At 64.1% G+C, this 12,032-nt stretch carries 11 protein-coding genes; 4 read left to right on the forward strand and 7 right to left on the reverse strand.

Annotated features, from left to right (window positions below):
- Positions 1–108 precede the first annotated feature (108 nt).
- From ACWTU8_RS26485 to rsmA, 4 genes are all read left to right on the forward strand, one after another.
- Positions 109–2,397, forward strand: coding sequence for an LPS-assembly protein LptD (locus ACWTU8_RS26485; RefSeq protein WP_455850469.1), 2,289 nt, complete (start codon positions 109–111; stop codon positions 2,395–2,397).
- A gap of 235 nt (positions 2,398–2,632) precedes the next feature.
- Positions 2,633–3,565 carry a peptidylprolyl isomerase gene (locus ACWTU8_RS26490; RefSeq protein ID WP_455850470.1) on the forward strand — a complete coding sequence of 311 codons (933 nt, stop codon included), beginning with the start codon at positions 2,633–2,635 and terminating at the stop codon, positions 3,563–3,565.
- Positions 3,562–4,596 (forward strand): 4-hydroxythreonine-4-phosphate dehydrogenase PdxA, encoded by a 1,035-nt coding sequence (pdxA, locus tag ACWTU8_RS26495; protein WP_455850532.1) that lies wholly within the window; start codon positions 3,562–3,564, stop codon positions 4,594–4,596. Before ACWTU8_RS26490 ends, pdxA begins: the two co-directional genes overlap by 4 nt.
- A 22-nt stretch (positions 4,597–4,618) precedes the next feature.
- Positions 4,619–5,458 (forward strand): 16S rRNA (adenine(1518)-N(6)/adenine(1519)-N(6))-dimethyltransferase RsmA, encoded by an 840-nt coding sequence (rsmA, locus tag ACWTU8_RS26500; protein WP_029354385.1) that lies wholly within the window; start codon positions 4,619–4,621, stop codon positions 5,456–5,458.
- 16 nt (positions 5,459–5,474) lie between these two features.
- On the opposite strand, the gene gmk is transcribed toward rsmA, so the two are convergent.
- The 7 genes from gmk to fabD all read right to left on the reverse strand — a co-directional run bounded on the left by gmk (position 5,475) and on the right by fabD (position 12,020).
- Entirely contained in the window at positions 5,475–6,149 is a 675-nt protein-coding gene (gene gmk, locus ACWTU8_RS26505; RefSeq protein ID WP_455850471.1) for a guanylate kinase, read from the reverse strand.
- A gap of 5 nt (positions 6,150–6,154) precedes the next feature.
- A complete protein-coding gene (locus ACWTU8_RS26510) occupies positions 6,155–7,045 on the reverse strand; it encodes a YicC/YloC family endoribonuclease (protein WP_455850472.1) in 891 nt (296 codons plus the stop codon).
- Between the two features lie 171 nt (positions 7,046–7,216).
- Complete coding sequence (mltG, locus tag ACWTU8_RS26515) at positions 7,217–8,455, reverse strand: endolytic transglycosylase MltG (protein ID WP_455850473.1); 1,239 nt, start codon at positions 8,453–8,455, stop codon at positions 7,217–7,219.
- Between the two features lie 103 nt (positions 8,456–8,558).
- Entirely contained in the window at positions 8,559–9,821 is a 1,263-nt protein-coding gene (fabF, locus tag ACWTU8_RS26520; RefSeq protein ID WP_095519610.1) for a beta-ketoacyl-ACP synthase II, read from the reverse strand.
- A 34-nt stretch (positions 9,822–9,855) separates the two neighbouring features.
- A complete protein-coding gene (locus ACWTU8_RS26525; protein ID WP_006203723.1) occupies positions 9,856–10,092 on the reverse strand; it encodes an acyl carrier protein in 237 nt (78 codons plus the stop codon).
- Positions 10,093–10,281: 189 nt separating this feature from the next.
- Positions 10,282–11,019: a 3-oxoacyl-[acyl-carrier-protein] reductase gene (gene fabG / locus ACWTU8_RS26530; protein WP_455850474.1), complete on the reverse strand. Its 738-nt coding sequence runs from the start codon at positions 11,017–11,019 to the stop codon at positions 10,282–10,284.
- Between the two features lie 59 nt (positions 11,020–11,078).
- Positions 11,079–12,020, reverse strand: a complete 942-nt coding sequence (gene fabD, locus ACWTU8_RS26535) for an ACP S-malonyltransferase (RefSeq protein ID WP_455850475.1) — start codon at positions 12,018–12,020, stop codon at positions 11,079–11,081.
- Positions 12,021–12,032 lie beyond the last annotated feature (12 nt).

The raw sequence follows: 12,032 nt of genomic DNA on the forward strand, positions 1-12,032 counted from the left end.
ATCCATAGGCAGGCCGGTTCGGCGCGCCTCTATGGGGCGAGCGCCTTGGCATGCCTGCTCGCTTGTGTCGTCCCGAGTATTCCGGCTTTTGCCCAGGATATCAGCGACATGGCAGCCGACGTCCCCGCCGGCTCGCAAATGCTGCTGGCGGCAGATACGCTGGTCTATGACAACGACAACCAGACAGTGACGGCCGTCGGCGGCGTGCAGATCGATTATGGCGGCAACCGCCTCGTCGCCCAGCGGGTCGAATACAATCGCAAAACCAAGCGGCTCGTCGCCAGCGGCAATGTCGAGGTCGTCAACAGCGACGGCACCAAGATCTATTCGCAGCACGTCGACATCACCGACGATTTCGCCGACGGCTTCGTCAACGCGCTGCGTGTCGAAACCGTCGACAAGGCCTATTTCGCCGCCGAAAGCGCGGAACGCATGGGGGGCGTGCTGACGACGTTCCACAACGGCGTCTACACGGCCTGTGAGCCGTGCGAGGACAAACCTGACAAAGCGCCGACCTGGCGCATCAAGGCCAGAAAAATCATCTGGAACGGCGAGAAGAAGACGGTTCGCTTCGAGAATTCGAATTTCGAGTTCTTCGGCTTTCCGCTCGCCTATCTGCCGGCTTTCGAGATTGCCGACCCGACCGTCAAGCGCAAGAGCGGCTTCCTGATCCCTGGCATCGCCTACAAGAGCGATCTCGGCGTCGGCGTTAAAGTCCCCTATTATTTCGCTCTCTCACCAACCTACGATCTCACCGTCGCCGGCACCGGCTACACCAAGCAGGGCTTTCTCGGCGAAGCCGAGTGGCGTCAGCGCTTCAACAACGGCCAGTACAGCCTGAAGATCGCCGGCATCCGGCAAGTAGATCCCGACGAGTTCATCGACAGCGACGGGCACAATGTCGATTCGGGAGCGGCCGGCGACCCGAACAAATTCCGCGGCATGATGGGCACCAAGGGCCAGTTCGCCATCAATCCGCGCTGGGACTTCGGCTGGGATGTCCTGCTGCAGACCGACAAGAACTTCTCGCGCACCTACGCCATCGAAGACTTCAACGACAGCGTGCATCACTCCTCGATCTACCTGACCGGCCTCAACGGCCGCAACTATTTCGACGTGCGCGCCATGCGCTTCGAGGTCCAGGAAGAGACGCTCTCTGACGATCCGACCGCGCGCGCCGGCAAGCAGCCCTGGGTGCTGCCCTCGCTCGACTACGCCTACATCCCAGACATGGCGCTGGGCGGCGGGCAGTTGGCGTTCAATGTCAACGCGCAGGCCATCAGCCGCGACAGGCTGGACAGGGTCCTTGCCGATCCGAACAACGCTGCGTCCGTGACCAGTGTACGCGGCATCGAGGGCCAGTCGGGCCGTCTCACCGCCGAAGCGGAATGGAAGCGCACCTTCACCACCGATGGCGGGCTGCTGCTGACGCCGCTGCTGGCGCTGCGCGGCGACGCTGGCTATGTCAATGCCTCTTCGGGATCGCTCAATGCCATCAATCAGATGGCGTCTAACCTCGGCGTCGACGACGATATGCGATCGTCGCTCGCCCGCTTCATGGCGACCGCCGGGCTGGAAATGCGTTGGCCGGTGCTGTTCTCGTCGGCCAGTTCCAGCCACATCTTCGAGCCGATGGCGCAGGTGTTCGTGCGTCCGAACGAGCAATATGTCGGCGGCCTCGCTGTTCCCAACGAGGACGCGCAGAGCTTCGTCTTTGATGCCACAACATTGTTCGAGCGCGACAAGTTCTCCGGTTACGACCGCTTGGAAGGCGGCACGCGCGCCAATGTCGGGCTGCGCTATTCCGGCGCCTATGACAATGGCTGGAGCACCAACGCGCTGTTCGGCCAATCCTACCAGCTTGACGGCCAGAACTCCTTCGCCGCGCCGGACCTGGTCAACGTCGGCGCCGATTCGGGCCTTGAGACCGCGACCTCCGATTATGTCGGTCTCGTCGGCTTCAACAGCCCCAGCGGGCTTTCCGGCTCGGTCAGCGGCCGTTTCGACGAGCAAAGCTTCGAGGTTCGCCGCGCCGAGGTGAAGGCGGCCTATTCCGGCCTGCCGATTTCGTTCAGCGCCAAATACGCCTTCATCCAGGCGCAGCCGCTCTATGGCTTCACGACCGATCGTCACGAGGTCACGCTCGGTGCCTCGACGCAACTTGCAGAGAACTGGCGTGTCTTCGGTACCGGCACCTACGATCTGGAGCAAAGTGTCCTGGTCAAGGACGGGGTCGGCTTTGCCTATAGCGATTCATGTTTCACCTACTTGATGACATTCTCGGAATCCCGCGATCTGAGCACCAAGGAAGTGTCGCAGAACATCGGTTTCAACCTGTCGTTCCGCACGCTCGGCGATTTCGGTTCGACACAAAGCTCCTTCAACACTGTCCAGTAGCAGGCGACTGGCCAACAACAGACGGGCGGAACGGCGGCCGGCGAACGCATCGGCCCGAAATCGGAATTGATTTTCGGAAAGCACGATGCGTAGATTCAAAGTGTTAGAGCGTATCTTGTGCGTCCACGTGGACCCACATCGCGTCTAGCGACATCGTTTCGCCGCATAGGGCAGGCACGGATTCCAGCTCCCTCAAAATGGGATAGAATTGGGCCGGAACCGAGATAAAATTGGGATGCTTTCGATGAGGAAATACCTCTTTTCGGCAGGGTTCGCGCTGCTGGTGGCGGCGACCTCGGCCTCGATCACAGTGATGACGCCGCCGGCCTTCGCCAGCCAGATCAAATACGTCGTCAACAACGTACCGATCACCACCGGCGACATCCAGCATCGCGCTGCCTTCCTGCGCCTGCAGCGCAAGAAAGGCGACGCTGCCGAGGAAATGATCGAGCAGACGCTGCGCGTCGCCGAAGCCAGGCGTCTCGGCATCCGCATCACCGACGCCCAGGTCGACGCCGCCTATCAGCGCTTTGCCACGACCAACAAGATGCAGCTCAAACAACTCGATGGCGTCATGGCGCAGTCCGGCGTCGGCAAGGAACATTTCAAGGAGTTCATCCGCTCCCAGATGGCCTGGAACCAGGCGCTGACCGCGCGCCATCGCTCCAAGAGCGGCGGCGCGTTGAGCGAGCAGGACGTGGTCAGGCGCATGCTCGACAATGGCGGCACCAAGCCGACCGCCATGGAGTACATGCTGCAGCAGGTCATTTTCGTCGTGCCGGCGGCCGAGCGCAGCGCTACTCTGTCCAAGCGCAAGCGCGAAGCCGATGCCATGCGCGCCCGCTTCAACAGCTGCAACACCTCGCGCGAATTTGCCAAGGGCCTGATCGACGTCACCGTTCGCGATCTCGGCCGGATACTGGCGCCGCAATTGCCGCCGGACTGGGCCGACCAGATCAAGGCCACCAAGGTCGGCGGCGCCACCCCCACGCGCGAGACAGACCGCGGCGTCGAGTTCATCGGCATCTGCTCGTCGCGCGAAGTGTCCGACGACAAGGCCGCCCAGATGGTGTTCCAGAGTGAAGGCTCGAGCGGCAAGGACGCCGACGAGCTCTCCAAGAAGTATGTCGAGGAGTTGCGGAAGAAAGCCCGCATCGTCGAGCGCTGAAGTCGCCAGAGGCAGAGCTTCCGCTGGCGCTGAGCGTCGGCGATCCATCCGGCATCGGGCCGGAAATCGCCATTGCCGCCTGGCGAGCGCGCGACAGCGCCGGTGTGCCGCCCTTCTATCTTATTTCCGATCCGGCGTTGATTGCCGCACGGGCGCGCTTGCTCGGCGCCGATGTGCCAATCACGGAGACGATACCAGCCAAAGCGGCGCGCGTCTTTGCACGCGCCCTGCCCGTCGTGCCCCTTGTCGCCCGCTTCGTCGACGGCCCCGGCCGGCCGGACCCTGCCAACGCCGCCGGCATCATCGAGGCCATCGACCGCGCTGTTGACGACTGCTTTGGCGGCCGCGCGGCGGCAGTCGTCACCTGCCCGATCGCCAAGAAGCCGCTTTACGATGCCGGCTTCCGTTTCCGCGGCCACACCGAATATCTGGCGCATCTGGCGACACTCCACACCGGCGCAGAAGCGATGCCGGTGATGATGCTTGCCGGTCCCGAGTTGCGCACGGTTCCGGTCACCATCCACATTGCGCTGCGCGAGGTGCCGAAAGCGCTGACCACGGAGTTGGTCGTTGCGACAGCCCGCATCATCGCCGCCGACCTCGAACATCGCTTCGGCATTGCCAAGCCGCGGCTTGCCGTTGCCGGCCTCAATCCGCATGCCGGCGAAGGCGGCGCGATGGGCGCCGAGGACGAGCGCATCATCCGCCCGGCGATCGACAGGCTGACGGCGGAGGGGATCGACGCTTTCGGGCCGCTGCCGGCCGACACGCTGTTCCATGCCCGCGCCCGAGCCGGCTACGATGTGGCGCTGTGCATGTATCACGACCAGGCGCTGATCCCGGCCAAGGCGCTGGCGTTCGACGAGGCGGTCAACGTTACGCTCGGCCTACCCTTCATCCGCACCTCACCGGATCATGGCACCGCTTTCGATATCGCCGGCAAGGGCATAGCCCGTGCCGACAGTCTGATCGCGGCGCTCAGGCTCGCCCGCAGGCTTGCCGACATCGGGACGAAGGCTGCCGCCGCATGAGGCTTTGCATGAGAGCGGCCGCATGAGCATCGACGGGCTGCCGCCGTTGCGCGCGGTGATCGAACGCCATGGGTTGCAGGCGAAGAAGGCGCTCGGTCAGAATTTTCTGCTCGACCTCAATCTAACCGGCAAGATCGCGCGCGCCGCCGGCGACCTGACGGGCGCCACGGTGATCGAGGTCGGTCCGGGTCCCGGTGGCCTGACCCGGGCGCTGCTGTCCCACGGCGCTGCTCGGGTCATCGCAATCGAGCGCGACGAGCGTTGCCTGGCAGCGCTTGCGGAGGTGTCGGACCACTATCCGGGCGGGCTCGAGATCATTGCCGGCGATGCGCTGAAGACAGATTTTGCGGCGCTTGCCAAAGGGCCACATGGGGGCAACGGATCTGTGAGGATCGTCGCCAACCTGCCCTACAATATCGGCACCGAACTTTTGATACGCTGGCTGACCGTCGCCGAGTGGCCGCCCTTCTACGCATCGATGACGCTGATGTTTCAGCGCGAGGTGGCCGAGCGCATCGTCGCCCGCCCCGGCAGCGACGCCTATGGCCGGCTGGGCGTGCTGGCAGGCTGGCGGACGGAGGCAAAAATCGCTTTCGACGTGCCGCCGCAAGCGTTCACGCCGCCGCCCAAGGTGGTGTCGTCGGTGGTGCATCTGGTGCCGCGGGCAAGTCCCCTGCCCACCGAGGTCAAGAAGCTCGGCCGCGTCACCGAAGCGGCCTTCGGCCAACGCCGCAAAATGCTGCGGCAGAGCGTCAAGAGCCTCGGCGGCGAAGCCCTGCTCACTCGCGCCGGCATCGATCCGACCCGGCGCGCCGAAACGCTTGACGTCGAGGAGTTCGTACGACTGGCCAACGCAGTGTAACTGCGCGGGCGCGCCCCTAATCCGTCTTCTCGTCGAGCAGCCCCGAGACGAAATCGAATAGACCGGGCCGGCGGTCGCGTCTGAGCCGTTCGGCGATGACGATGCCACGCACTTCGGCGAAGGCGCGGTCGAGATCGTCGTTGATGATGACGAAATCATATTCCTTCCAGTGCTCGATCTCGTTGCGGGCGTTTTTAAGACGCGTCTCGATCACCGATTCTTGGTCCTCGGCGCGGCGCTTCAGCCGCGCCTTCAATTCTTTCATCGAGGGCGGCAGGATGAAGATCGAGACGATGTCGGCGCGCATCTTCTCCTTGAGCTGCTGGGCGCCCTGCCAGTCGATGTCGAACAGCATGTCGCGGCCCTGTGCCAGCGCCAGTTCGGCCGGTTCACGCGGCGTCGCATAGCAATTGCCATGCACTTCGGCCCATTCGAGCAATTCGTCTGAATCGCGCAGCCGCTCGAACTCGCGCATGGTGCGGAAATGATAGTGGACGCCTTCGATCTCGCTGCCGCGGCGCGGCCGCGTGGTGACGGAGACCGACAGTTCGAGACTGGAATCACTTTCCAGAAGATTGCGCGCGATCGTCGACTTGCCGGCCCCGGACGGCGACGACAGCACGAGCATCAGACCCCGGCGGCGAATGCGGGAACCCAAATCCCTGACAACCATAGGCTCCTTGGCGACCATCAGGGTTACTCCAGATTCTGGACCTGTTCGCGAAGCTGGTCGACGACCGCCTTCAGCTCCAGCCCTATGGCGGTGATCGCAGCGGCGTTCGACTTCGAACACAGCGTATTCGATTCGCGGTTGAATTCCTGCGCCAGAAAATCGAGCTTGCGGCCGATGGCGCCGCCCCCTGCCAGCAGCACCCGACCGGACGCCACATGCGTCTTCAGCCGGTCGATCTCCTCGCGGATGTCGGCCTTGGTGGCTAGGAACGCCGCCTCCATATGCAACCGGCTGGCGTCGAGATTGGCGGAGGCATCCATCAGCAGCCGAACCTGCTCGGCAATCCGTTCCCGGATCACCGTCGGCTCGCGCGACGGATCGGCCTCGGCGCGCACCGTCAGCGCCTCGATAGCGTCGATATGGCCGGACAGCAGCGAGCGTAGGGCGGCGCCTTCGCCCTGGCGTGCCTGCTCCAGCCCGCCCAGCGCCACTTCGAGCGCCGAGAAAATCGCGCTGTCGAGCGCCGCCCGGGCCTCTTCGGTTTCGGTGGTTTCGGGGATGTCGAGCACGCCGCGTAGCGAAAGCAGCCCATCGGCTGTCGCAGGCGCTGCGCCGAACTGCTCCTGCAGCCGCTTCGCTAACCCGGCCAGATCCCTAAGGAAGGCCTCGTTGACCACGGGCTGCGCCTGCTGGCCGGCGGCACGGCTGACGGTCAGCGTTGCCTGGAAATTGCCGCGCGCAAAGCGCTTTTGCACTGTCTGCCTGACGGCCGGCTCCAGCCGCTCGAGGCCCTGCGGCAGCCGCAGCCTGACCTCGACACTTTTGCCGTTGACCGACTTGACCTCCCAGGCGATCGACGTGCCGTCATGTTCGGCGACGGCCCGTGCAAAACCGGTCATGCTCTGCAAATTCATGATGCCCTTGCTTCCCCTGGCGCATGGTCCCGGAAGCGGTTCCGGCCAGACATGCGCGGCTTCAAAATGCCGGAGCGCCCTTCGCGCCGAATCGGACGCAAGGCGCTCCTGATCACAAAATCAGCACGTCCCTGCCGTCAAACGGAGGGACGATCCCAGAACCGTCCGGCGCTACTGCGCCGCTCCCGCGTCGCCATCGTCGCCGCCGTCCACCGGCGCATCGGTCTGACCTTCCACCTTGGCGGCGTCGGCCTTGGCAGTTCCGGCCTTGGCAGCGTCATCGGCCAGCTTCTTCTGCAGCGCCCGGTAGCGGGCGACGTTCTCGTTGTGCTCGGCGAGCGTCGCGGCAAAGACATGACCGCCGGTGCCGTCGGCAACGAAATACAGGTCGTCGGTCTTCGACGGATTGGCGACGGCTTCCAGTGCCGCACGGCCGGGATTGGCGATCGGCGTCGGCGGCAAGCCGTTGATCAGATAAGTGTTGTAGGGCGTCGGCTTCTTGATGTCCGACTGATAGATTGGGCGGTCGGCGGGTTTGCCCTTGCCGCCAAACAGGCCGTAGATAATGGTCGGATCGGACTGCAGCCGCATGCCCTTGGCCAACCGGTTGAGGAAGACGGCGGCGACCCGTGAGCGTTCGTCGCCCTTGCCCGTCTCCTTCTCGACGATCGAAGCCAGGGTGACGAAGTCATCCACACTGGCCAGAGGCAGATCGGGGGCGCGCCGCTGCCAGACTTCCTCGACCAGCTTCTTCTGATCCGCCAAAAGCTTGTCGACCATCTGCTGGCGTGTCGCGCCGCGGGTGAAACGCAGCGTGTCGGTAGCAAGGCTGCCCTCGGGTGGAATGGTCGCCGGCATATCGCCGTCGAGCGCTGCCTGCTCGGCGATGCGCTGCAGCGCCTGCTCGACCGTCAGTCCCTCGGGGACGGTCAGCGAATACATCACCGACTTGCCGCTCTTCAGCAACTCCATGATGTCGCGCATGGAGGCCTGCGGCTTGATCTCGTATTCGCCGGCCTTCAGGGCAGAATCATTGCCAAAGGCACGCACGCCAAGGCGGAAGATGCGCGCGTCGCTGATCAGTCCGCGCCGCTCGAGCTGCTCTGCAATTTCCTGGACGCCGGTGTTCGGCTTGACCAGAAAGGTGTCGGCATTGGCAGACGGGCCGGGCCCGTTGAATTCCTGCTTGCCGAAATACAATGCAAAACCGGCCGCCAGAATCAACAGCATCACCAAGGAGATGACGAAGTTCATGAACACAACGAACTGGCTGCGCGAGGCGCGCGAGCGCTTGGGCGGTGGCGTGCCGGCTTCGGGCCGCAATGCCTCGCTGGCCGTCTTCGGCACAATCGGACTCGACGGTGTGGACCGTTGCCCGAATTCCCCGTTGTCCGCCGCATTCGTGTTCATGGCGCCCTACCGTTTGGTCTTGCAACGAATCCCCTTGGGCAGAGTAGGGGCGAATATGGCAAAATTGACGGCACGCATACGCCGTGCCGGCCGGCGGAACCGGTCAGCCATTGTAGCGCTGGAAGACCAGCGAGGCGTTGGTGCCGCCGAAGCCGAAGGAATTGGACAGCGCCACGTCGATCTGGCGGGAGCGCGGCTTGTGCGGCACCAGGTCGATCGCCGTCTCTCGCTCCGGGTTGTCGAGATTGATGGTGGCCGGCGCGATGTTGTCGCGAATGGCGAGGATCGAAAAGATCGCCTCGGCGGCGCCCGCTGCACCCAGAAGATGGCCTATCGACGACTTCGTCGACGACATCGATATTTTCGACGCAGCGTTGCCGACCAGCCGCTCGACCGCGCCGAGCTCGATCGTGTCGGCCATGGTCGAGGTGCCGTGCGCATTGATGTAGTCGACGTCTGCGGGCGTCAGCTTGGCACGGTTCAGCGCCGCAACCATGCAGCGGAAGGCGCCGTCGCCATCTTCGGCCGGCGCGGTGATGTGATAGGCATCGCCGGTCAAGCCGTAACCGGTGACCTCGGCATAGATCTTGGCGCCGCGCGCCTTGGCGTGTTCCAGCTCCTCCAGAATGACGACGCCGGCGCCCTCGCCCATGACGAAGCCGTCGCGGTCACGGTCATAGGGACGCGAGGCCGTTTCCGGAGCTTCGTTGCGGTCGGTCGACAGCGCCCGGCAAGCGGCGAAACCGGCGATCGACAGCCGGGTCACCGGCGCTTCCGCGCCGCCTGCGACCATCACGTCGGCATCGCCCCACATGATCAGCCGAGCTGCATCGCCGATGGCATGCGCGCCGGTGGAGCAAGCGGTGACGACGGCGTGGTTGGGGCCTTTCAGCCCATGCCGGATCGAAACCTGACCGGAGACGAGATTGATGATCTGGCCGGGGATAAAGAACGGGCTGATGCGGCGCGGACCGCGCTCCTTCAGGATCATCGCGTTCTCGGCGATGCCTTCGATGCCGCCGATGCCGGAGCCGATCAGCACGCCGGTGGCGCACTGCTCCTCATGGGACTTCGGCGCCCACCCCGAATCCTTCAGCGCCTCGTCGGCGGCCGCGATCCCGTAGAGGATGAAGTCACCGATCTTGCGCAGTTCCTTCGGCTCGAGAACGGCCTCGGGATTGAAGGTGGCGTTCTCACCATTGCCGCGGGGAACGACGTGGGCGACCTTGCAGGCAAGATCCTCCACCTCGAACTCGGTGATGCGCTTGGCTGCGCTGCGGCCGGTCAGAAGCTCCTTCCAGCCATGCTCGAAACCCACGCCGAACGGCGAAAGCAGCCCAAGGCCCGTGACGACGACACGCCTCATCGCAGGTCCTCCTCGTTGGTGACTGCAAATAGCGTCAGGCCGAAGCCTTATCGATGTACTTCACCGCATCGCCAACAGTCAGGATGGTTTCGGCCGCATCGTCCGGGATCTCGACGCCGAATTCTTCTTCGAACGCCATGACGAGTTCGACCGTGTCGAGACTGTCCGCGCCCAGATCATCGATGAAGCTCGCCTGCTCCGTCACCTTGTCGGCATCGACGCCAAGGTGCTCGATAACGATCTTCTTGACGCGCTCTGCGGTGTCACTCATTTGGGCATCCTCGTCTTTTGTTTGTCTGTCTTCGTTAGCGGGCGGAATGCCGCTAATCAAGCTGAAAGATGGTCCTGTCGGAAACGCAACGGCACCGGACCGGTTTTTGCCCGAACCGCCGGGTTGCGGGCCGCATTACACGAAAATCGGCCTGGGTCCAAGGCGAAAAGGGGTGTTTTCCCGCAACTGTCAAATCATCGCCATGCCGCCATTCACGTGAATGGTCTGGCCGGTGACATAGGCAGCTTCGTTGGAAGCGAGATAGGCGACGGCCGAAGCGACTTCGGCGCTGGTGCCCATGCGCCGTGTCGGGATCGCCGCCATGATCGCCTCTTTCTGCTTGTCGTTGAGCTTGTCGGTCATCGCCGATTCGATGAAGCCGGGGGCGACGCAGTTGACCGTGATTTTGCGGGTGGCGATCTCCTGCGCCAGCGACTTGGAAAAGCCGATCATGCCGGCCTTGGAGGCGCAGTAATTGGTCTGGCCGGGATTGCCGGTGACGCCAACCACGGAGGTGATGTTGATGATGCGGCCATGCCGGCGCCGCATCATCGGATGGGTGAGTTCGCGGGTCAGCCGGAACACGGCGGTCAGATTGACCTCGAGCACCGTATCCCAGTCGGCGTCCGCCATGCGTACGAACAGACCGTCCTTGGTGATGCCGGCATTGTTGACGAGAATGTCGACGCCTTCGAGATCGGCCTCGACCTTCTGGCCGAGCGCCTTGACCTCGTCGCGATTGGAAAGGTTCGCCGGGAACAGCTTGACCCGGTCGCCGAGTTCGGTCGCCAGCGTCTCCAGCTTTTCGACGCGGGTGCCGTGCAGGCCGACGACGGCGCCCTGCGCATGCAGCACCCTGGCGATCGCCTCGCCGATGCCTCCCGATGCGCCTGTGACGAGGGCCTTGCGGCCGGTCAATTCGAACATGTCTTGTCTCCTGATCTAAGAGAGAACACCCTCCACGGGCGGGGTCGAATCTCGGTTGGTTATGCGAGCGCCGCCAGCGCCGCGTCGACATCCGCCGGCGTGCCGACGGCGCCGGTAGCCATATCGCGGTTGATGCGCCGCGCCAGTCCCGACAGCACCTTGCCGGCGCCCACCTCGTAAAGCGTCGCAATGCCATTCGCGCCGAACCATTCCACCGTTTCGCGCCAGCGCACGCGGCCGGTCACCTGTTCGACCAGACGGCGGGCGATTGCGTCCGGATCGCTGGACGGAGTGACCGACACGTTGGAGACCACGGGCACGAACGGCGCGTTCTTCGTGACATCGGCCAATGCCTCGCGCATGACCTCGGCCGCCGGTGCCATCAGCGCCGAATGGAAGGGCGCCGAGACCTGCAGCATCAGCGCCCGCTTGGCGCCCTTTTCCATGCACAGTCTCGCCGCCAGTTCGACCGCCGCGCTTGCGCCGGAGATCACCAGTTGGCCACCGCCATTGTCGTTGGCGATCTGGCAAACTGAACCTTTGGCCGCTTCAGCGCAGGCGTCTTCGACATCGGCCTGTTCCAGCCCGATGATCGCCGCCATGGCGCCTTCACCGGCCGGCACAGCCGCCTGCATGGCATTGCCGCGGATACGCAAGAGCCGGGCCGCATCGGCCACCGAAACGAAACCGGCGGCGGCAAGTGCCGAATATTCGCCGAGCGAGTGGCCGGCGACATAGGCGACCTTGTCCCTCAGCGAGAGGCCGCGCGATTCGAGCGCCCGGATCGCGGCGAGCGACACAGCCATCAGCGCCGGCTGGGCATTGGCGGTCAGCGTCAGCCTCTCTTCCGGCCCTTCCCAGATCAGCTTCGACAGGTTTTCGCCAAGCGCCTCGTCGACCTCTTCGAAGACATTCCGCGATTCCGGAAAGGCGTCCGCGAGGTCCTTGCCCATGCCGACAGCCTGGCTGCCCTGTCCCGGAAAGGTGAATGCGACGGCCATGTGTGGCTCCCA

The sequence above is a fragment of the Mesorhizobium sp. BHbdii genome, assembly GCF_053848045.1.

Excerpts from the sequence above, each read along its gene's own strand:
- ACWTU8_RS26485 (WP_455850469.1), top strand. The coding sequence starts at position 109 with ATGGCAGCCGACGTCCCCGCCGGCTCGCAAATGCTGCTGGCGGCAGAT.
- ACWTU8_RS26490 (WP_455850470.1), top strand. The coding sequence starts at position 2,633 with ATGCTTTCGATGAGGAAATACCTCTTTTCGGCAGGGTTCGCGCTGCTG.
- rsmA (WP_029354385.1), top strand. The coding sequence starts at position 4,619 with ATGAGCATCGACGGGCTGCCGCCGTTGCGCGCGGTGATCGAACGCCAT.
- gmk (WP_455850471.1), bottom strand. The coding sequence starts at position 6,149 with ATGGTCGCCAAGGAGCCTATGGTTGTCAGGGATTTGGGTTCCCGCATT.
- ACWTU8_RS26510 (WP_455850472.1), bottom strand. The coding sequence starts at position 7,045 with ATGAATTTGCAGAGCATGACCGGTTTTGCACGGGCCGTCGCCGAACAT.
- mltG (WP_455850473.1), bottom strand. The coding sequence starts at position 8,455 with ATGAACACGAATGCGGCGGACAACGGGGAATTCGGGCAACGGTCCACA.
- fabF (WP_095519610.1), bottom strand. The coding sequence starts at position 9,821 with ATGAGGCGTGTCGTCGTCACGGGCCTTGGGCTGCTTTCGCCGTTCGGC.
- ACWTU8_RS26525 (WP_006203723.1), bottom strand. The coding sequence starts at position 10,092 with ATGAGTGACACCGCAGAGCGCGTCAAGAAGATCGTTATCGAGCACCTT.
- fabG (WP_455850474.1), bottom strand. The coding sequence starts at position 11,019 with ATGTTCGAATTGACCGGCCGCAAGGCCCTCGTCACAGGCGCATCGGGA.
- fabD (WP_455850475.1), bottom strand. The coding sequence starts at position 12,020 with ATGGCCGTCGCATTCACCTTTCCGGGACAGGGCAGCCAGGCTGTCGGC.